Below are 18,862 nucleotides of genomic sequence, written 5' to 3'. Positions count from 1 at the left end.
TCTGCTCGACCATAGTCGGCAAGCCGAACTTCCGTTCGCATACCCGCGCAAAGCGCGTCTCTGAAATCTGCCTCGCGCCAGGTTTCGTCGCCGCTGGCCAGACTAGCTGGTATAGAAAGAGCGATAACCACACCCTGCATTGCAAATCTCGTGCGGCGTAAGCGACGGTGCTCGATTGGAGATTGGGTCGCGGTACGGCCCCGGTTAGCGCGGAAGATAAGATCAGCCTGCAGCGCTCCAAGCATCATACAAACACGGCTATGAATGCCGTAACGGCCTAGTCGCGGGACCTTCATGTTAGCTCAGCAAAATAGTTCATAACGTCGCGCGCTTGGCCGAGGCCACTGCAGTGGAAGCGCGTTAGAGCGCGATCCTGGAGTTCAGGAACGTTGACATTGGAATTTCTGGATTTGTCCGCCGCATATAGCGTTCGATCGATTGCCGGGAGCACGCGGGCTGGGGCTATGGCAAAAGGCATGAAGATTGCATTGTTAGATCCGGACGACAGGTCAAGTGCCATCGCATCGCCACGTCTGTTAAGAAAGATGGATATGTACTGAGTTCCTCCAACGGTTCGGCTCGGATGGGGGGTGAGCCGCTTGTCATGTAGGGCACTGTTGTTCAGGGACTGAATGATCTTGCTGATGGCCATTAGCGATCTCCATTGAGGGCAGGGAAGTGGCGCGAACTTCAAAGTCCGCGCCCACTCGAGGGACGCAGAAGTTTCATAACGCTGTCGTTAGGCACTGGACTTCGTGTGTTTCGACAAGTTCGGAACAGGTACTCGTCACCTAGCCCGCCGCGAGGCGATCACGTCGACCTAGAATAGCCATCACCGCTTTGCCCACGAACACGGGTACCGGTGCCTTCAATGCGACCGCAAGTCGTTCAAGCGCTTCAACATCAACTTCGAGACTTTGGTCTGGAGAAAGCAGTAGTTCAACGAACTGATCAGTCACACGAGCCTGCTGCAGCAGTTCAGCTTGACCACGGGAGAGCATGCCGAGGGCCTTGTTCAGTGCTACCTCAAAGGGCACGCTATCAGCGTTGAACAGACTACTAACTATTTCCGCTGCATCATTTGCCTGTTCGCCGAAGCGCTTAGTGGGCACAAAATTTCGTCGGCCCAATAACCAGGCCAGGGCCTCGTCGTTATTGACTTGGTTCTTTTCACCTTTTTTGGAGCCGGCGATTGTCTTAATGCCTTCTCCGCTGAGTGATGTTCTGACTGCGGATTCGCCCATATTGGCGAGCAGCGCCAGGTCTGAAACCGTCAGATCCCAGCCGGTGTCGAGGCCATAGCGGGCCATGAACGTGTCCAACACTTGCCGCAGCTTCTGGGGGTTGAGTTGGTCGAGGGGCGTCGGTTCGCCGTTGTAATCGGTTTGTGGAAAGCCGGTCAGGATACCGCTGACTTCATGTGCCCGCTCGTCCCATCTGACGCCGTCAGCAATAGCCACTCCGACTTGATAGGCGTGATCGTAGGCATCCATGACGACGTGATAGAGGAAGTGATCTTCTATCGGGATTAGCGATAGCTTCTCGGTGTCGTCCCCTCCGAAGTCGTAGTCCTCAAGTTCGACGCCAAGATAATGTGCGGCGACTTCCAACTGACCTTGCATATGGCCGAAGCCTGCAATTAGCGAGGCCATGCCAAGGGCCGCTCGCCTAACCTCAGTGACAATCTCTTCGCGCGTGAAGGGGGCACGGCCATCAATAGGCTTTCGGAGTTTGGTCAATTGCGACCTCCATTGAGTTCCGCGATTTGGGCGCGCAGGGCGGCATTTGCGGCAAGAAGTGGAACTGGGTTGGTCTTGGCTGAAGCGAGACGAGGATCCTTACGTCCTAGGAAGATCGCCACCCGTTCGGCGTTCGCACCGCTAGGATGAGGAAGTCCCGCCAGAATGCGCGACTTATCGAGGAGACCTGCACCGGCTAGATGGGTTAGTGCAGACTGAGCTTTAGGCCCTAAGGGCAGCCACAGCGCATTGGGCAGCAAGACCGCTTCTTCGGCTAGGTAAGTCTCCACCATCTCGCGCAGGATCGGTGTCCGCAGCATATCGGGATTACCATTATAGTTCAGACCGTCCACGAACACTGGATAGCGCAAGGCGGACGTGAAATGAACGTGCTCGGCGCCGGGACTGAAAAGCGCATTCGTGCTGGTGAGAGAAAATAGTCGGTTCACGCCAATCGCGTCCAGCATTGACACGAGATTATTCCGCATCGCGCCACCGCTGAAACTAGCTGTCAGCTTTGCGCGGCGGAGCACTTCTGGAAGGGGCACTCCAGCCAAGTGGTGCTTACGCGCCTCAGTAAGAGCGGTGGTCGCCTGCGAGAGACCAGGCGTGATGCCAACAACAACCAGCTTTGCGCTGGGAGCGACATGGTCGAAAGGCGCGTAGGTCACCTGGATCTTGCTATGCTGAGCGTAGACAAGCTCGGGGATCACGCGAGGGTCGGGAGCATTCCAGTGAGAAATGGCGGCGAGAAATTGCTGTGCAGTGGATAGGTCGTAAGCCAACAAGACTTGTTCCTGTCTGTTTTATCGATTGCGGGGGCCGCGGCATTCTCCGCGAGCGGCTGTAACGATCGTCTTGTCATCGCCGACCACGACTTAGACGCCGAGGTAGCGGGAAAGGGTTGAGACGACCTGACGAGGGTAGAAGTCGCTAGCAAGATCGATTGCTGTCCGGTCCAGCGTGTAGGAACGCAATGCGCCTCGGATCGAGCGGCTCGTTCCGAAGTCGTAGGCTGCCGAAAGAACGTAACTTGGTAGGGACCGCTGACACTTGCGGGCATGGGCGTGATCGCTAAGAACCATTTGGGCACCTCGTTTGCTGATATGCAGTACATAGCGATATCAATCGAGCTATGCAATCATAAAAAGCATGCCAGCATATGCGGATGTTATTTTTGATCACCTCTGGGTTGGTGAGGATTGGATGGCCTGTCCCATGAGATCGCTCCACGATGGCGGAGCCATTCCGTTGGCGCCAAGGATAAGGCTAGTCGTTCCCTCGCCGACTACATGTAAAGCAACCCGGTGGCAGGGAGCTTGGGAGCGATCTAGAGTGCGCAGTGGAGCACAGGGGAATGCATGCCTGAATTGGACTGGACCAAAGATCTCGCCGCCGCCGGCGGGCTTGCCAACACCACTCTTTATCGGATGGCCGCCGAAAATCCGGGACACGCGGATGCACGACTCGTCGCCGATAAGCTGCTCGTAATCGGTCGGGTATATTCGGCCGCCGTCACACGTGGCGCTGGCCAACGCGATCATCTTAACGAACAGCTTCCAAGGAAGCTCTACGACCACCTCGCCGAACGTCTGGTCCGCGTCAATTCTACGCTCGACGGTCAGCTTGCTCAGCTTAACAAAATCGATCGCATTGATGTCGACAACTTAGCGGCAGTTGTGGAGTGTCACCGTTTTCTCAACGGCGAGCTGGTACAGTCGATCAAAGATTGGCAAGGACCGAATAGGTCCCGCGAAGTGCAGGCACGCGACTCCTTTGTCTCAAAATACCTACACTTTCACGCACCGATGGCCTTCTTCATTCTTGATTCCTTAGCGCGAAATGCCCTTCGGGTTGACGGGCGTAGTCGGCCGGTTGAATGGCCCACTTATTTCGGCCCTGAACTCCGCACGCCATACGCTGCCCACTGTCTGAGGTTGCTCGCGTACATTGAGCTCAATTACCGTGATCAGTGGTGGACACCGCGAATGGTGGATGGGCATCTTTTGGGGTATCTCCCAGATGAGCGTTAGAAAGGGCTCGCGGATGCTTAGGTCCGCCGATGAGCCGACTTTCTATCGTTTGGGCCACCCTTAGAACCTCCAAAATCGGCCATAGCGCGAGGAAGAAATTTATGAGGATGTGCCATCCCAGCAAACACTAGTTAAGCCTCTCATCAAGCTGACATCGACACGCTACTGAGCTCCGGGCAGTTTGGCGGCATGGAAGATCAGGCAAAGCGTCAGGCTCAGCGTTCCGACGGCAACGTCTTCGCTTTCCGGCGCCTAAAGTGGGGTGGTCCTCCGGCGCGGTTTCGTGTGGATAGTATTCTACGTGGAGGCTTTGTCGCGCCGCTTAAGCCGCCCGCAGTGTTGCTCGACAATGGCCGAAAGCAGGATGACGGCGCCGTCGAAACTGGACACCCAAACAGCACATTTCCGGGCCCGTGCGTCACTGATTTGGATCAGCGGCGAACACGCGAGCGCATTGTGGATGTGACCATCTGGATCGCCACGGTTATCTGCGTGTCTGCTTGTGTAGCCGCGATTGTCTGGACCGGTTGGGGCGCGTGAGTAAATTAGGACCGACCAAGGACGATCTTCACGCCGAGATCGGTCGTACCGTTCTCATTTGGGGGGGCTTGAGGGCGAGTTGATTGATGCCAAAATCAGCTGGAGCCACAGTACCGCCTACACAGGTTCTGACCGCCTGATGGCCTTCCTAACGGGCCTTGAAGAGCCGAGAGGCATACTAACGCTATCCCCGCTCACTGCTTCTCTTCCGCTGCGCGTCGCCGACGCTCGACTTCTAAACCAGCTCTGTTACCGACCAGACCGCCAAAAATGGTAATGACCACGACACCGAGGCCCCAAGCTGAGAACGCGCCGCCAAACACTGCGATGCCGAAGCCCGGCATGAAAATCAGCGCCATCCCAAACGCCAGCGCAATACCTACAGCTGTCCACTTCCTTTCTGATGTTTTTCCGATGTAGTCGCGAGCCATCCCGTAAGTTGCGATCGCGGTCTTCTTGAAGTCGTTAATTTCCAGCGCCATCGTTGCCCCTATTGCTTGGCGTTCATTCTTTTCATCGTCAAACCCGAGATCGACGCCATCCAGCTGCACGAGCTTCCTCTTCAGAACAGAACCATCGCTCACCATGCGAAGCGCTGATGCGAGTGTCATTGTAGTATTTCTGGCCAGGCACATGGTAGATGCGCTCGCCCTGCGTATTGATATTGCCTTTGATAACGCAATTCCCTTGCTGAGCTAGGACCAACGTAGAGTTCAGGAAGATTGCTAATAGCGCAGGAGCAATGAGCTTCAGATTGCGAGCTAGTCTCACTTTAAATGCCCTACCCAATGTTCCTCGGAGACGATTGATATCGGATAGCCTTGCTCTCTCCATTCTACAGCCTGAAGGATTTTGTTTCCAAACGAAGAGTGCTTCCAAGACTCCGTTGCATAGACGCCGATGACCAGAACGTTCGTCTTCTGAGCTATGCCGCCAGCTGTTGCGCCCCGCTCTATCACCGCCGCCTCGCAGTGTTTCCGCTGACCAAAGTTAAACGTTCCAGTGAACGTATAGCGAAGGCCAGGAAAAGTTAGCGCCGGCGTTGGACTGCACAGCGGCAAACTAGTCGACTTTAGCGGCTCGCCAATCTCGAAATCACGATTCGAAAAGCGGCTCAGGGTGTCGAGAAGTTCGCTCTTCTCCTCTTCGTCCGCGACGCCATCCGCAAGGATTTCATTGACGCGGTTGTAGAGTACACGGACGAGCGGCTGACCGCTGACCTCAAGGTTTGCTGCCAACCACTTTTGCAGAAACTCGACCTCGCTCTGGTTGATATGGCCGTCGGCAACTAACCCTCTGGAAATTCCGATAAGTTCATCAATCTGTCTGCTTGAAATTCGATCACCGCCGACGCGGTTGTTAAATTCTTCGGTCATGGCCCCCTCAGCGCACCAAATATCTCACCACTTTTCACCGAGATTGGAAAATGTGCAAGCCGAGTACACTTCGAGGTGAGTTCGTTGACATCGCGACGGATCTCCCAGCTTTCTCAGTTCATCATTGTACAAGGGCGCCTTGAGCCCCAGACCCCGCCCTAGGCCTGTCGGGCACTAGGCGCCCCAGTCCGGCGATTAAGCGCAGCTTTTCGATTTCCCAAAAGCGGTCGTTTGATGAGGAATCATGACCGGCGGCAACGGAGGTGGTTTGCTGCCTCAGCCGAGCAGAGCGCTATGATGACGCTGCGGCAGGGGTGTAGTGGAGGATTTGTGCCGTGGGGCCGCGCAGCGTATAGGGCCGATCAAGTTCCTGATAGAGAACCTGGGCTGAACTATACCGTCGACGGTTCAATCCCGAGGTCGCTGAGCAACGCCAAACATGTCGCTTCGCCCTCATGGGCACATTCTGCGTCTCTACGATGTGCCGGAACACGCCTGAACCGTGCCAGATCGGCCTCCAGCTTGCGGACCAGTCGGGCGCGTTCGGGATTGGTATCTGGAACCCGGGCTGTCAATTTGCATCCACCTTGTTGTACGCGATGGCGATGTCGATTTGCTGTTCGATTTCATCGAATACCGCAATGACCAGTAGTTCGCGCTCAGCGTCCGTCTGACCCGAAGCGGCATCAACCTTAACGGTGAGGGATCGCAGTTCACGGTCTCGGCGCAACACATAGCCAGCCCGGAACTCTATGAAGTCGGGCTCGCTCCACAGGTCCACCAAGAACGTTTCGAGATACTGGACATACCGCTCCGAAAGCTCCGCGCTCAGCCGCTCGACCGGTGCCTTCATGTCGACCTCCTCCGTCACGCTACCCCGCTTATCCCCGTCAGCGCTAGTGGACCTATTCTTGCGGCACCAGCACGGAGGTAGACATGAGACTTGATCGAGAAAGCAGGCGGGCTGTAGCGCAGTTTTTGAACGGTATCGCTGTGGCAATCATTGGTATCGGCGCAATTACCCCAATTCTGGCGGGCAATCCGTCGTGGACGGTACTCGCGTCGATGTTCTCGAGTGCTGGTCTATGCGCTGTGGCGTTGTGGGCGGTCAGAGGCCATTGAGGTTAGCTGCGATATGGCGCGATGGGGTTTGGCAACCTGGCCGGCTCAAGGGAACGAGCGGGATCCCAGACGTCCGAAATCTTGGCATACTCTCGCCAAACTCCGCCGTGCAGGTTGGCTCGCCAGTCTCGCAATTCGTCAGATCGCCCTCGAGCCGCCTCGTCGTTCTCGGGGCTGACCGGCGTAAATCGCTGCCGCACTTCAGACTCTCGGATTTGAGGTGCCAGGTGGCCGTAGGTGCGAAGAACTGTTGTGGGATCAGCATGGCCCAGTTGGGCGGCCACGGCGTAGACCGTAGCTCCGGCCTGAACCAGCTGGCTCGCATACGTGTGGCGTAGTCCATGAAAGGTGAATTCATCCGGTAGCTCGGCGGCACGCACTGCATTCTTGAAGAGTGACTTCTGGTTGCCAATCCAGGGTTTTCCGCTCTCGCGGACAAAGACGAAGTCTTTCCGCTTGCGGCCGCGCACCAGGTCCAGGAACCAAGCCATTCCCTCGTCAGGCAGAAATATGAAGCGTGCCCGGTAATTTTTGGCTCGGGGAATGTACACGCCATAGCCGTCGCGCCCGACGTCTTCGCATCTCATGTTGAGCAGTTCGTTTGAACGGCAGCCAGTGTAAAGCGCGCCCAGGACAAGGCGTTCGAGGTCGGGTCGGCACTGAGCGATAAGGTCTCGGCACTCTGCCCGCGACAGGTGAAGTGACCGGGGGCGATCAACTGCTGGCAAGCGCCGCAAGCACCGCCACGCGCGTTCACTCTCGACCTTCCCGCTCTCCCAGGAAATCTGGAAGGCCACGCGAAGAATTCCGATAAGCGTATTTACGGTCTTCTTGCGCTTGCGAAGTTGCTCATCGTCGAGGCTCGCGATGGAGAGCTGCGGCCCCAGCGCGCGGCGCCCACGCTTTACCGGTGTTTCGAGCACGTCCCGCACAAAGTGGCGCAGGTGCTCGCTGTTAAACTCGTCGACGGCCAAGTTCGCGAGGCGCGGGATGATGTGGTAGTTGATCAGCGAAATGCATGTTTCGAAGTGACTCTGCGCCGCCACCAGACGTTTCCATTCGACATACTCGTGCATTGCGTGGGCCACGCTGTATGAGCCTTCGATCGGGCACACGATGAGGTCTTGTTTTACTCCCAGTGGGCTGGGTTCGGCGGCCCAGGGGAGAACGGTGGAACTGTCGAACCACTGATGGGCCGCTGCCAATGCCGTTTCATATGTGAGGCCCGCTGGACGCGCTGGAGAGACCGCCCAGCCTAGCCGACGGCGATAATAGCCACCTGCCCGCGTCCGTATCCGGGCGTACCACTCATCACCTTTGAGACCCTTGCGATAGCCCAGGTGGCGGGTCTTAGCGATCGGCTGGTAGTATGGGCCATACCTGACGGCCAGCCCCGCCAAAACGTCGTCTGCACTCAGATCGTGCTTGCTTAGCCGCATCGTGGTCATGCCGTGTCCTCTGGGGGAGACCGTGCGGCATTTTCCGAATGACTTCTTGTTTGACGTTCAGCCTGATGGAGCTTTCCACGCTGTTTGCTTTGCGTGGTTACCCTTAGCCAAAGATGCTCATCGTGAGTTTAGCCATCGCGCCGGCGTGGCGAGAACAGCCCGGTTGGCCGACCGTCAGAGCCCGCAATGCGCCCCATTCGGGTCATTTAGGTACCTCGCGCGTTGCCACAATTGTGGACATCAGCCCTTCCACGTGTGGATCGATGTGTGAGGCCATAGTTTGCCTGATACGCCGTCGTCAACGGTGGCCACCGAACGCACTCCGTTTGTCTCGCTAACCGCCGATATCGATGACCAAAGCATCGAGCGGCTTGCCGTTGCGAAAAGTGTTGGCAAATATGAGAAGCCCGCGGCACAGGCACTGCCCACACAGCTGCTAAGAAAACGCCTGTCAGAACGGTCAAGCCGGACAGCGACTACATGCAGCCGGATGAACTTTGAAATTGGAATTACCAGATTATATCAGAACCGAGTTGAAGATCATGGCGGTACAGCAGCAAGCGAGCCTGCGCTACGTCATGATTATCTCCTGAAGGCCTTGCGGGCAGAACATCCGAGGTCGAAATGATCGAGGATGGAAGAAGAAACCTGTAGAAGCTGGATTGCTATTTCTATGGATGTTCACTCTACTTAAGCTGAGGGCAAACCATGGAAAAACAACAAGGGGCGGGTAAACCCGTCGCCGTCGAAGCAACAATCCTATTAAGTGGCGGGATCGATTCAGCTGCTTGTGCACATTTGCTGATGCAGCAAGGCGCAACGGTGAGGGGCGTTTTCTTCGACTACGGTCAGGCGGCCGCTGTTCCTGAGTTTCAGGCTGCTAAGCGCCTCGCAAAGACCCTCGGGATCCCAGTCAAAAAGTTCAAATTTCCCAGCTCTACAAAGCTCGGCGCCGGTGAACTTACGGGCCGAAACGCATTCCTGATCTGGGCATCCATATTTGTAGCACGTGCGCACACGGGTCTGGTCGGGATCGGAATCCACTCCGGCACGCCGTACTATGATTGCTCCGCAACGTTTCTAGAGCGCATGCGCGTCTTAGTCGAAGAGCATACCGAAGGTGGCCTTACAGTGGTGGCTCCATTTGTGAATTGGTCAAAGGGGCAGATATTCGACTATTTCATCGCGTCTAAACTCCGCGTCGACCAGACATATAGCTGCGAGGCCGGGACAAATCCCCCGTGCGGTATATGCGCCTCATGCGGCGACCGCAGAGCACTAGGATGCTAGCGGCCCGGAGAGGATTCGGGAGAGAAGGGGCCTTGGCGATTGCGACACCGCTGCTGGTGCCTTCGTTTTCCAGCAAGGGCTTTCCAGACCTACAAGCTATTCTCGCCGCAACAGAGCGGGTTATCGATTCAGCGATCTTGGTGAGCGCCTATGATTATCATCATCGGCATCTGTCCGGAGATGTGGATTTTGCCGAGGCGATTATTCTCGACAGTGGCGGTTACGAGTCGGGGACCGATTTAGACCTGTCTGAAGTTGCCGGCGCACCGCACGTCCCACTCTCGTGGACCAGGACTCAGCATGCGGAGACGGTCACAGGGTGGAATAGTAGTCGCCCTACAATCATTGTCAGCTACGACCATCATTTGGATCGCGTAAGTTTAGCCACACAGATCGAACGCGCCAGAGCCGACATCCCATCGGGGGGACTGCTTTTCTCTGAACTGCTTCTCAAACCCGAAGCCGTGGGCTCAGCGTACTTGGATATTGCTCGGATTGTAGCAGTCGCAACTGAACTAGTTACCTTCGACGCAGTTGGGGTCACCGAAAAGGAAATTGGTGACACCGTCCTGGCCAGGATGGTCAATATCGCCAAACTCCGGATGGCGCTTAACAAAGCAGGGGGCGAGGGGACGCCGATCCACGTTTTTGGGAGTCTGGATACAATATCTACCCCCCTTTATCAGATCGCGGGTGCCGATGTGTTCGACGGCCTTACCTGGCTCCGATATGCCTTCGACGAAGGACTTACAATTTACCGGCAAAATTACGCGGCTCAAAAGCTTGGCCTCGACTTATCCCCTGACCTCTTGAGCGTGACTACATGGTTCAACAACTACCGTTACCTGCAGGACCTGCAGCTGCAAATGTGCGCGTTTGCTGAATCAGGCGATTTTTCTGCGTTCCGCCACAACGCCAGTCTTTTTGCTGGTGCTTGGGAACAACTTAGTTCGACGAGGGAGACCTGATATGGGCGGCAGCGGCGGCGGTGGTGGTTACGGAGGTGGTCTTGGCAGCGCTGCGCAGCAGTTGAAAGCTGCGCTGCAGGAGGTGCAGAGCCTCGCCTTCCAGACCGAGCTTTCATCGAAGCTGAGTGAGTTGCTCTCTAAATTCAATGACCGGGACGTTCAGCTTGTCAGAGAGCGCCTCGATCAGATCGAAAAGGTGCTGGGCGACAAGTTAGATAGCGACATCGAGCAGCGCTTTGGCGGATCGGTCGCCAAGCATACCTACGTCGACGGCCTCAGCGACATAGACTGCCTGATGGTCCTGAGGGACCAGGCCTTGATCGGCAAGGGGCCGCAAGCGACGCTCGCAGCGTTTACCGATGCCCTGAAAGAGAAGTTGGGCTCTCAGGCCGAGGTGACAAAAGGGAACTTAGCCGTCACCGTCAGGTACGGCGATGGGATGGAAATTCAGCTGCTTCCGGCGGTGAAGCAGGGTGAGGGGATGAAAATCCAGTCATCTCGCGACCAGCACAGCTGGTCCAAGATCAATCCTGGAAAATTTCAGGAGGCTTTGACCCGCCGCAACGCCGAGTGTGAGGGCAAGCTCGTTCCCGTGGTCAAATTGGCTAAGGCCATCATCTCAAACTTCCCAGAAGCGCATCAACTGGCCGGTTACCATGTTGAGAGCTTGGGGATCGACGCATTCCGAGGCTACACGGGTGCCAAGACGGTTTCTGCGATGCTGCCGCACTTTTTCCAGAAGGCGCAGGATCGCGTTCTTAAGCCGATGACGGACAGTACCGGCCAGTCAGTGCATGTCGATGGATACATGGGCAACGCTGATAGTGCCGTTCGGACGAACGCGAGCCATTTGTTAGGTCGCATCGCTAAACGCATGTCGAATGCATCAGCGAGCGGTTCGATGGAACAATGGTCGAACTTGTTCGGTGAAAAATGACGACGCCGGAGAGAACTCTGACAGACGAACTCCGCTCCATCCGGCGGCGCGCCAACCAGCAATCGTCAATTCATGCCCATTTGCGCGACAGTAATGCGTTTCGTTCTAGCCTGCTGGACTACGGCACACTGGCCGTTTCCACGTACTTGGTCGCTCTTATTTTTGTTGAGCCGCAAATAGGCATACGCCTGACCTTCGGGCTGGACGTTCAGCTTTGGGTTGGAAGCCTCTCGCTACTGACCTTTTTTCTGTCGATTGTGCAATTCAAAAGCGACTGGAAAAGCAAGACTCAGGCGCATGCCCGTTCCTGTAAGGAATACTCTGTCGTGACCGGAGATTGTCGTGAACTGCTGTCGAAAGGCAGGTCTGTCACCAATCAGGAATTTCAGCGCCTACGTACGAAATATGACTTGGTCTCTGAGCTTGGAACGCACATCCCTGATCGGGATTTCCTCACTGGCAAGGCGCATCACCTGCGGAAGGTATTCATAAGCAGATACCTCGACCGCTATCCGGGCGCCTGGGTGCCTTTGGTAAGAGCACGCCTGTTACTTAGGGACACGTTGAAACCACTCGGGACGGACGATGGCAACTGAACTTCGCACCGATCGGGCTCTTGAGCTTTTCGAACTTGCTGCTCGCACAGTCGCGGCTGCAGGGTACGAGTGGGAGAAAGAATGGCAGAGGGCGCTCACCAAGCAGCCCTTTTCAGAGGCAGATTTTCTGCGCGAGGCCGCGTGGGTCGTCCTTTGTAGCGGGTTTCGCGAAGCAACGGTGCGGAGTGCCTTCGACTATGTTTCACTTTGCTTTTGTGATTGGGAGTCGGCACAGGACATCGTGACATCAGGCAACCGGTGTATTGAAACTGCCTTGTCAAAATTTAGAAGCAGGCCGAAGCTTCAGGCCATAATGTCAATTGCAGAGACTGTGGACGGGGTTGGGTTCGCCGACTTTAAGCGCCAAATCCTCGCAGGGCCGCAGCAAACACTGATGGGCTTGCCCTATATCGGCCCGGTGACATGGGCGCATCTCGCTAAAAACCTTGGGCTCGATATTGCCAAGAACGACCGGCATCTGGCACGCTTCGCAGAAAGTTGCGGATTTAACGATGCACAGTCGCTCTGCGAGGTTATCGCTGTCCGCACAGGCGAGCTGGTGGGCGTCGTGGACGTGATCCTCTGGCGTTTTGCGGCCCTCGACGCGGGCAACCGGCAACCTGCCTAGCCTCAAATTGCCTCAAATGCGACACGCGATGCGCGACTTCAAATCCCGGAATCAGGGATAAGGGTTCGGGAGGGAGATGTGAAATGGCTCCCTCGTTACGTGTGATAATTGCCGCCATGATTGGAAAACGCTTTCATCGCACCTTTTAAGACGTCGACGACGTGCAGATTGGTCTGTGCCTTTCAATGGCGCCAGCATAGTACGTGAGAGGACCCTCCGGCCCCAAATGTGTCGCGGGCACCATCGCGCGCCCGATGGCTGCTTTCCTTAGCGCGCCGACAAAAGCTGCCAGTCCGCCGTCGGCCCCATTTCAGCCGTTTGGCACCAGGCGCTTCCAACGTCCGCTATCGTCGGCGCACCGCAAAAAAAGCCGCCGGTCAGCTCACGGCCCCAAAACGGCCGATCCAAGCTCTGGCTCCCTGCAACCCGCTGTCAGGGCGGTCGAGACTAGACTTCGCGATCGGGATAAGAGTTGGACATGTCCAAGGTGTCGCGGGTGTTATGCCCCTGCTGTTGATACCGCGCCGCTGTTCACAGATATAAGCGCGAGCAATTGCTCGCGAATTTTCTGCCAAGGCTGGTTTAGATCAACTGTGGCCACGGTGACGTACTGCCCATGGACTTCGAAGCGTTCATTAAGCGTCGTGCCATTGCACGGGTAGAGTAGCAGCCCCTCAGCCTGCTGCAGTGTCTCATCCTGCGCACCAGCGTTCTTGAGATAGCTGAACAGCTGATAGAGATTTCCCGAATGAACCGTCTCAGCCTGATAGTAAGTTTGCAGCGCAGAGGCGTAGTACTTCGTATCGATGATGATGTTGCGTTGCTTTGACTTAAGGAATACGTCGACGCGCATTTGGGGCAGGGGCGTACCTCGTATTGACGAGATGGAGTTGGCTTTCCATCGGATCGAGAGCGGCTCCACTGAGAATTCTCGCTGCTCAACGCGGTAGAAATTGCGAACAAAATCCTCAAACACCCTGGCCATCTTGCGCTCATCGCGAAGAACGTCCCGGAACGTGAAGCCGCTTCCGCCGTCATCTGGAAGAAGGCAATCAAATGCCAGTTCAGCCACGCGCAGCAGGAAGCTGTAGTGTGCGTTGTTCCTGTTGAGGCGGATGGCCGCAAAGTCGCTGGCTCTAAGCCAGAGATCCGAGACACCACACATCTGACGCGCGACGGCAATGAGTTCGGTGCTCAGCTCTCTGTCTAGCGTTGCTAATGCGGCCATACGGCGTAGCGTGGCTTTGAGAACACGATTGTGGTGGAGATCTTGGCTGAGCTCATCAAACTCGCAGTGCAGACGCCGGATACCAGCCGCCCGCAAACGCGCGCTCGCGCCGATGGCAATTCGGCCGCGTACTGTCGCGATCTGATCTTCAACCGGCAGGTAACCACGGTCCAGCCCTCGCCTTAAAAGAGAGCGGGCACTGGAGAGCAGTACTCGAGCAAGTAGATTGGGAAGGTCGGCAGTTCCAGCGTTGCCAACCTCGACTGCGCTCGCCTCCTCGAACCTGTTCCAGGCGTAGGCGAAGAGATAGTAGATATTGCCAATGGGTATGGTTGAATTGGTCACTGAGCGATCAGGAGCTCATCGCGCCAAGTGTCAGCCTTTTGCGGCGCATCGAACCAATACTCCCTTAGAAGGGGAACAATTTCTGTGCGAATGATCCTATTGTACCAGGTGCGGTCGGTTTCTCCCGCAGTCGGGGCGCCACAGAAGAAGCTATGACCAATGGCAAATCCGGCTCCCAGGTTGCTGGTATCGCCTACAATCTCGCGATTGAGCCTCCCTATTTGAGAGATCAGCGTTTCTGAGACCGCGCGCGTAATCCCAATTTTCTCAAGGTGCGTCAGGAACTTTGGCGAGTCCAAATTTGGCGCGAGATCAACGAATGCGAACCGCCGCCTCAAGGCATAGTCCACCACAGCCAGAGATCGGTCTGCCGTGTTCATCAGGCCCATGAGAAAGACGTTTGCTGGCACGTGAAATTGCGCTCTTCCGGACGCCAGCGACATTGCCCATTTGGGGGACCGCTTATCGCCTTCGATGAGGAGCATAAGCTCGCCCAAGATCTTGCTCAGGTTTCCGCGATTAATCTCATCAATTATAAACACGTAGGTTCTGTTCGGGTCGGCCTCGGCTTGCCGACAAAACTCGACAAACTTCCCTGGACGAAGCTCAAAACCGGAAGTGGTGGGGCGGTAACCCTCCACAAAATCCTCGTAGGCGTATGACTGGTGGAATTGAACGAAGCCGACGCGACTTGGGTCTTCTTCTCCCATTAGTGCATAGGCAAACTTGTGCGCAGCAAAGGATTTGCCGACGCCGGGTGGGCCTTGCAGGACAACATTCCGTTTCGCTCGCCACAGGATTAGCAACTCTTCGGCAGTTTCTTTATCCATGAACAAGGGCTCGAGTGCGTCCTCGAGAGTGTATGTTGTGCGAATTTGGTCGGGGGCGTCGGAATTGTCGGATTCAACGAACGGCAGAGGCTTGCCGGCTTGGTGTTCATAAGCGCGGCTTAAAATTGAAAGAAGTGTCGGTGTTGCTTCCGTCAGATATGCACCTTGATTGAGTGCCAAGCTGCGATTGAAGAACAAACCTTTGACGCCGCTAGAGGCCAATTCGCGCAACTCTGACGCGAACGGATCGGTCTCTAGGAATGCTGCCCGGGGAAGGGGTGGAACAAGCGGCTGGTGGTCTTGCAACGGGATCCGATATGCCGGCTGACTGGACCATTCGCTGCCCTCTAGTCCGACAAAGTTAGGATCGGCCACTTCAGCGGCTACCGAGACGCTCGATATTTCCTCGTTGTCTGTGAGGTGAAATACGATGTCCCCAGCCTGCACCTGGAGCATGTTGCCATAGATGTTTTTGCCGTCTTTGGATTGCTGAGGGGACCATAACGCGAGTCCCAAAGCATTTTGTCCCTCCAGCCGGTCATCTCGTCCCGCTACGATGGTCTTTTCAATCCAATATCGTTTGGGCAGAGGTCCTCGATCGTCACCATACTGTTTGGCCCAAGACGGATGGTTGCGAAACCATGAGATGTCTTGAGACTCGTCGAAGAAGACGAAAGCGATCAATCTATTGGCAAGCTCACTGCCAGGTCTAACGGCCCAAATTGTCGGCCGGTAGGTATAGAAATACCATTCGCACGGCTCAAACTCTAAATCCCAGGCAACGGAGACGCTTTGACCGTTTGCTGGGTTGTCAGTTATCACCCCGCGCGCTTTGATGCGCATAACCGAAACGCTTTGATTCCTGTTGTCGAAGGGCAAGTTCCGCTTCTGGACAAACGCAGCCTTGATGGCAATGCGATCACCAATTTTCATTGATTTGATTTGGGTAGTTTCGTTTTGGTCGGGAGTTCTGATCTCCCACATCCCATCCTGAACAAAGCGTTGGGTCTGGTCGTCATTGCCGCCAAATGATGCGCCCACAATCCAAAAGGTATCATCAGTTCGCACTTCGTCGTTCTGAGCTGCGCCGCTTAGGAACTGGGCATATTGTCCAAGCCAAGCCTTGGTGTTCGCTATCCTGTTGAGGGGATCACTGGACTCTGGAAACAATGCGCGGAAGACGGTGCCGCCGGCGCGCGCATCATCACGCATCTGATCAAGGCTGATACGGATTGAAGCGAACTGATCGTCGCTGAAAGCGCTATCGAGATCGCTATGCGAGATGTTCAGCTGACCAAGCTCGCGCTCGAGCTTCCGAAGGGCATTAGATCGAGTATTTACGCTGTTCTTTGCGCCACCGCGCCCAGCGAGCCATTCCTTGAAGCTGTCATACTGCACAGAATCATCCCCCTCATTGTGGTATCGAAGCTCTCATGTCCTTCGAAACTGTTCTAGGCTGTGCCATGCTCCTGCAACTGACGGGATAGTCAGCGGCCCAGGCAGCAGGACGCTGGCGACCCAAGCAATACATTGGCCACTGCACGTTGCATCTCTATGGGACGCGTCTGCCAAGGCAGCTACTGAAGGTTTTGCCAATCTCTTTGAGCGTCTTAATCGTCTCAGGAAAATCAGAGTTGCCAGTGAACACTTCCAGCGATCAGCTCACGCAATCATTCTCATTGGCTTTTGACACCATCCCGCGTGTCGATGAGGTCGTGACAGACGTCTTAGCGATGGATCTGTTGTACAGCTCGCCACAGTTTTTGAGGAGACTGCTGGACCTTGCGGGTGAACCGGGTGAGGCAAGCATTATTGCCATGCGCCGGTCAGTGTTTGATACATCCCTGGGCGAAACGGACATTGAACTTGTCGTTCGAAGCGAACGCGGTCGGCACGCCATATTGATCGAAAACAAGATCCGCGCGCCGCTGATGGATCGCCAGTTTGAGCGCTACCAGATGCGGGGTACTGAGGGCATTGCCAAGGGAAAATGGGACCGCGTTAGCATTATTCTAATGTCGCCCAAGGCGTACTTCGAAGCTCTGGATCGGAACCACGCGCAGCATATCAATGCCAATCTGACATATGAGGCGATTGTGGCGTTTCTCGCGGATCACCCAGAACAAGCTTTCAAGCGACATGTGTTCTTGTCGGCGATTGCCGATTTCAAGAAAGGATATCAGCGACTGCCCGACGCGCCGATGATGGCGTTTTATGAGCAGTATTGGTCACTAGCCTCGTCAGAATTCCCGCAGCTTCGCATGCCAAGGCCTGGTGTAGTTGGCAAGGACGGTAGTTGGATCTATTTCTCACCACTCTATGGCGGCGGCGCCAAGGTAAGGTTGATCCACAAGTTCAAAGGGATTGGTTGCGAGCTTGGGATAGCGACCTATAGGGCGCAAGAATTGGCAGAGGCAATCGAACCACTCCTTGATGAGGACATGGTGATGCGCGTCACCAAATCTGCAGCCTACGTCAACCTCAAGGCCCCGCCACTCAAACATTTGCTGCCTTTTGGCGACATTCGCGATGACGCAAAGGTGGGACTAGTTCAGCTCGAGAGACTTCGAACTTTCGCGCTGAGGGATGAGGTTCGTAAAGTGATCTTAGCTGTGATCTGAACAAGGACCGGTATGCCGCCAGTGTTAGGGCAGGGCCGTAAAATCGGCGCGTTGGTATCCTTCGACGAGCTTCGCCAAGGCTTTGGGGGCGATAACTTGAACCGCATCCCCCCACTGATAGAGGTGCCAAGCCATCTCGTAATGGCCCGAGGCTTTGAACCGAACCGTAATCGAGCCATCGGAGTTTTGCTCGACCGTTTGATCGGGATGAAAGCGCCAGTTCGCTGCTGAGACGGCCGCCCTGGCAGCGAACCGCCATTCAACGTCCTGATATTCTTCCTCCCTCCAGAACACGCCAAAGCAGCGACGAGCATGGTCGGCCAGGGTGAACCCTTCTGGCATCGACCTTGCTGGTTGATCGGAGACCCTTGGCTCGAGGATCTTATCCATGCGCCAGTGATTGGCGTCTGCCCATTCTGGTGAGTTCGTAGAGCGAGCTATGAGGTACTTGCGCGGTCCGAGGAGGACACCCACGGGTTCAACACTACGTCGCACCTTTTGGTCTCGGTTCTGGTACACGAATTCCAGGCAGCGGCCCTTGAGAATGGCTTCGCTCACCGCCTGTTCAACATCACGGCTAACTTCGATCTGAGGGCCAGGCTGGGCGACAATCGTCTGGGAGTCCCGCAAGGCCTCAAAGTCGACTTCAAAGCTCGCCCTCCGCCGGGCATCAAGCGTCGTCTGAAGCAAGATGTTGATCCGCGATAGCCGCTCTGCGCTATCCCGATCGCCCAACCTTGAGAGGATTTGGGTCGCGTGTTCGATAGCTGCCAGGTCGGCAGGGTCGATCAGCGGCAGATTGGCTAGATCTTTGGTTCTGAGTGACCAACGCCAACGGCCGTCATCTGCGTCAATCGACATCTCGAGCGCCGGCCCAAATAGCTCGTCGAGTTGGTTCAACATTCTTTGTCGCTGGCGGATGAGGGCCGAGCTCGACTGGTTGCCACGACCTTTGTTGGCGAGGAAGTGCTCGATCTCTGTGGCGGACATGCCGTACCGACTGCTGGCGAGGAGCAACGCTAAGTCTAGTAATTCCTTGGCTTTTTCATAGGCCATTGGGAGTGCCCTGCATAATCTCTCACCCCCAGATTATCTGGTCGACCATTTTTGTCGACCCCTTCTGGCATTCTCAGTTTTGTCAGCGGCTGGTGCCGGAGAGAC

General features: G+C 55.8%; 17 protein-coding genes. 7 read left to right on the top strand and 10 right to left on the bottom strand.

The annotated features are described in order from the left end of the window. Nucleotides 1-292: 292 nt before the first annotated feature. The 3 genes from BM045_RS05320 to BM045_RS05310 all read right to left on the bottom strand — a co-directional run bounded on the left by BM045_RS05320 (nucleotide 293) and on the right by BM045_RS05310 (nucleotide 2,527). A complete protein-coding gene (locus BM045_RS05320) occupies nucleotides 293-652 on the bottom strand; it encodes a hypothetical protein (protein WP_092180307.1) in 360 nt (119 codons plus the stop codon). 139 nt (nucleotides 653-791) lie between these two features. Further along, nucleotides 792-1,739: a hypothetical protein gene (locus BM045_RS05315; protein WP_092180305.1), complete on the bottom strand. Its 948-nt coding sequence runs from the start codon at nucleotides 1,737-1,739 to the stop codon at nucleotides 792-794. Further along, on the bottom strand, nucleotides 1,736-2,527 hold the full coding sequence (locus BM045_RS05310) for a uracil-DNA glycosylase family protein (protein ID WP_092180303.1): 792 nt from the start codon (nucleotides 2,525-2,527) through the stop codon (nucleotides 1,736-1,738). Before BM045_RS05310 ends, BM045_RS05315 begins: the two co-directional genes overlap by 4 nt. Before the next feature lie 573 nt (nucleotides 2,528-3,100). Between BM045_RS05310 and BM045_RS05305 the strand changes: the two genes are divergently transcribed. Beyond that, nucleotides 3,101-3,772 carry a hypothetical protein gene (locus BM045_RS05305; protein WP_092180301.1) on the top strand — a complete coding sequence of 224 codons (672 nt, stop codon included), beginning with the start codon at nucleotides 3,101-3,103 and terminating at the stop codon, nucleotides 3,770-3,772. A gap of 734 nt (nucleotides 3,773-4,506) precedes the next feature. On the opposite strand, the gene BM045_RS05300 is transcribed toward BM045_RS05305, so the two are convergent. The 4 genes from BM045_RS05300 to BM045_RS05280 form a co-directional block, all read right to left on the bottom strand. Continuing rightward, nucleotides 4,507-4,923, bottom strand: a complete 417-nt coding sequence (locus BM045_RS05300) for a hypothetical protein (RefSeq protein WP_170848382.1) — start codon at nucleotides 4,921-4,923, stop codon at nucleotides 4,507-4,509. 156 nt (nucleotides 4,924-5,079) lie between these two features. Beyond that, a complete protein-coding gene (locus BM045_RS05290; RefSeq protein ID WP_092180296.1) occupies nucleotides 5,080-5,688 on the bottom strand; it encodes a BRCT domain-containing protein in 609 nt (202 codons plus the stop codon). 571 nt (nucleotides 5,689-6,259) lie between these two features. Beyond that, nucleotides 6,260-6,541: a hypothetical protein gene (locus BM045_RS05285; RefSeq protein ID WP_139198707.1), complete on the bottom strand. Its 282-nt coding sequence runs from the start codon at nucleotides 6,539-6,541 to the stop codon at nucleotides 6,260-6,262. A 271-nt stretch (nucleotides 6,542-6,812) separates the two neighbouring features. Continuing rightward, complete coding sequence (locus BM045_RS05280) at nucleotides 6,813-8,258, bottom strand: tyrosine-type recombinase/integrase (RefSeq protein ID WP_092180292.1); 1,446 nt, start codon at nucleotides 8,256-8,258, stop codon at nucleotides 6,813-6,815. A gap of 708 nt (nucleotides 8,259-8,966) precedes the next feature. Between BM045_RS05280 and BM045_RS05275 the strand changes: the two genes are divergently transcribed. Genes BM045_RS05275 through BM045_RS05255 form a run of 5 tightly spaced genes read left to right on the top strand, consistent with a single transcriptional unit; the run spans nucleotide 8,967 to nucleotide 12,677 of the window. Beyond that, complete coding sequence (locus BM045_RS05275) at nucleotides 8,967-9,548, top strand: 7-cyano-7-deazaguanine synthase (protein ID WP_092180290.1); 582 nt, start codon at nucleotides 8,967-8,969, stop codon at nucleotides 9,546-9,548. 32 nt (nucleotides 9,549-9,580) lie between these two features. Beyond that, a complete protein-coding gene (locus BM045_RS05270; RefSeq protein WP_139198706.1) occupies nucleotides 9,581-10,516 on the top strand; it encodes a hypothetical protein in 936 nt (311 codons plus the stop codon). A gap of 1 nt (nucleotide 10,517) precedes the next feature. Continuing rightward, complete coding sequence (locus BM045_RS05265; protein WP_092180286.1) at nucleotides 10,518-11,453, top strand: CBASS oligonucleotide cyclase; 936 nt, start codon at nucleotides 10,518-10,520, stop codon at nucleotides 11,451-11,453. Beyond that, nucleotides 11,450-12,049 (top strand): hypothetical protein, encoded by a 600-nt coding sequence (locus BM045_RS05260; protein WP_092180284.1) that lies wholly within the window; start codon nucleotides 11,450-11,452, stop codon nucleotides 12,047-12,049. Before BM045_RS05265 ends, BM045_RS05260 begins: the two co-directional genes overlap by 4 nt. Further along, a complete protein-coding gene (locus BM045_RS05255) occupies nucleotides 12,039-12,677 on the top strand; it encodes a hypothetical protein (RefSeq protein WP_092180282.1) in 639 nt (212 codons plus the stop codon). The genes BM045_RS05260 and BM045_RS05255 overlap by 11 nt, the downstream gene beginning before the upstream one ends. A gap of 499 nt (nucleotides 12,678-13,176) precedes the next feature. Here BM045_RS05255 and BM045_RS05250 read toward each other — a convergent pair whose 3' ends face one another. Together BM045_RS05250 and BM045_RS05245 are read right to left on the bottom strand one after the other, a co-directional pair. Continuing rightward, a complete protein-coding gene (locus BM045_RS05250) occupies nucleotides 13,177-14,250 on the bottom strand; it encodes a 5-methylcytosine restriction system specificity protein McrC (RefSeq protein WP_092180280.1) in 1,074 nt (357 codons plus the stop codon). Beyond that, on the bottom strand, nucleotides 14,247-16,478 hold the full coding sequence (locus BM045_RS05245; protein WP_092180278.1) for an AAA family ATPase: 2,232 nt from the start codon (nucleotides 16,476-16,478) through the stop codon (nucleotides 14,247-14,249). Before BM045_RS05245 ends, BM045_RS05250 begins: the two co-directional genes overlap by 4 nt. Before the next feature lie 242 nt (nucleotides 16,479-16,720). Here BM045_RS05245 and BM045_RS05240 point away from each other — a divergent pair, with 242 nt between their 5' ends. After that, on the top strand, nucleotides 16,721-17,701 hold the full coding sequence (locus BM045_RS05240; protein WP_092180977.1) for a PD-(D/E)XK nuclease family protein: 981 nt from the start codon (nucleotides 16,721-16,723) through the stop codon (nucleotides 17,699-17,701). A gap of 24 nt (nucleotides 17,702-17,725) precedes the next feature. Here BM045_RS05240 and BM045_RS05235 read toward each other — a convergent pair whose 3' ends face one another. Continuing rightward, complete coding sequence (locus tag BM045_RS05235; protein ID WP_092180276.1) at nucleotides 17,726-18,757, bottom strand: helix-turn-helix transcriptional regulator; 1,032 nt, start codon at nucleotides 18,755-18,757, stop codon at nucleotides 17,726-17,728. Nucleotides 18,758-18,862 lie beyond the last annotated feature (105 nt).

The sequence above is a fragment of the Devosia sp. YR412 genome (assembly GCF_900110945.1).
Taxonomy (GTDB): Bacteria; Pseudomonadota; Alphaproteobacteria; order Rhizobiales; family Devosiaceae; genus Devosia.
The sequence above is the reverse complement of the archived record's forward strand: the minus strand, read 5'-3'. Positions and strand labels throughout refer to the sequence as shown.

Coding starts and splice junctions, on each gene's coding strand:
- BM045_RS05320 (WP_092180307.1), bottom strand. CDS start 652: ATGGCCATCAGCAAGATCATTCAGTCCCTGAACAACAGTGCCCTACAT.
- BM045_RS05305 (WP_092180301.1), top strand. CDS start 3,101: ATGCCTGAATTGGACTGGACCAAAGATCTCGCCGCCGCCGGCGGGCTT.
- BM045_RS05300 (WP_170848382.1), bottom strand. CDS start 4,923: ATGACACTCGCATCAGCGCTTCGCATGGTGAGCGATGGTTCTGTTCTG.
- BM045_RS05290 (WP_092180296.1), bottom strand. CDS start 5,688: ATGACCGAAGAATTTAACAACCGCGTCGGCGGTGATCGAATTTCAAGC.
- BM045_RS05285 (WP_139198707.1), bottom strand. CDS start 6,541: ATGAAGGCACCGGTCGAGCGGCTGAGCGCGGAGCTTTCGGAGCGGTAT.
- BM045_RS05280 (WP_092180292.1), bottom strand. CDS start 8,258: ATGACCACGATGCGGCTAAGCAAGCACGATCTGAGTGCAGACGACGTT.
- BM045_RS05275 (WP_092180290.1), top strand. CDS start 8,967: ATGGAAAAACAACAAGGGGCGGGTAAACCCGTCGCCGTCGAAGCAACA.
- BM045_RS05265 (WP_092180286.1), top strand. CDS start 10,518: ATGGGCGGCAGCGGCGGCGGTGGTGGTTACGGAGGTGGTCTTGGCAGC.
- BM045_RS05260 (WP_092180284.1), top strand. CDS start 11,450: ATGACGACGCCGGAGAGAACTCTGACAGACGAACTCCGCTCCATCCGG.
- BM045_RS05255 (WP_092180282.1), top strand. CDS start 12,039: ATGGCAACTGAACTTCGCACCGATCGGGCTCTTGAGCTTTTCGAACTT.
- BM045_RS05235 (WP_092180276.1), bottom strand. CDS start 18,757: ATGGCCTATGAAAAAGCCAAGGAATTACTAGACTTAGCGTTGCTCCTC.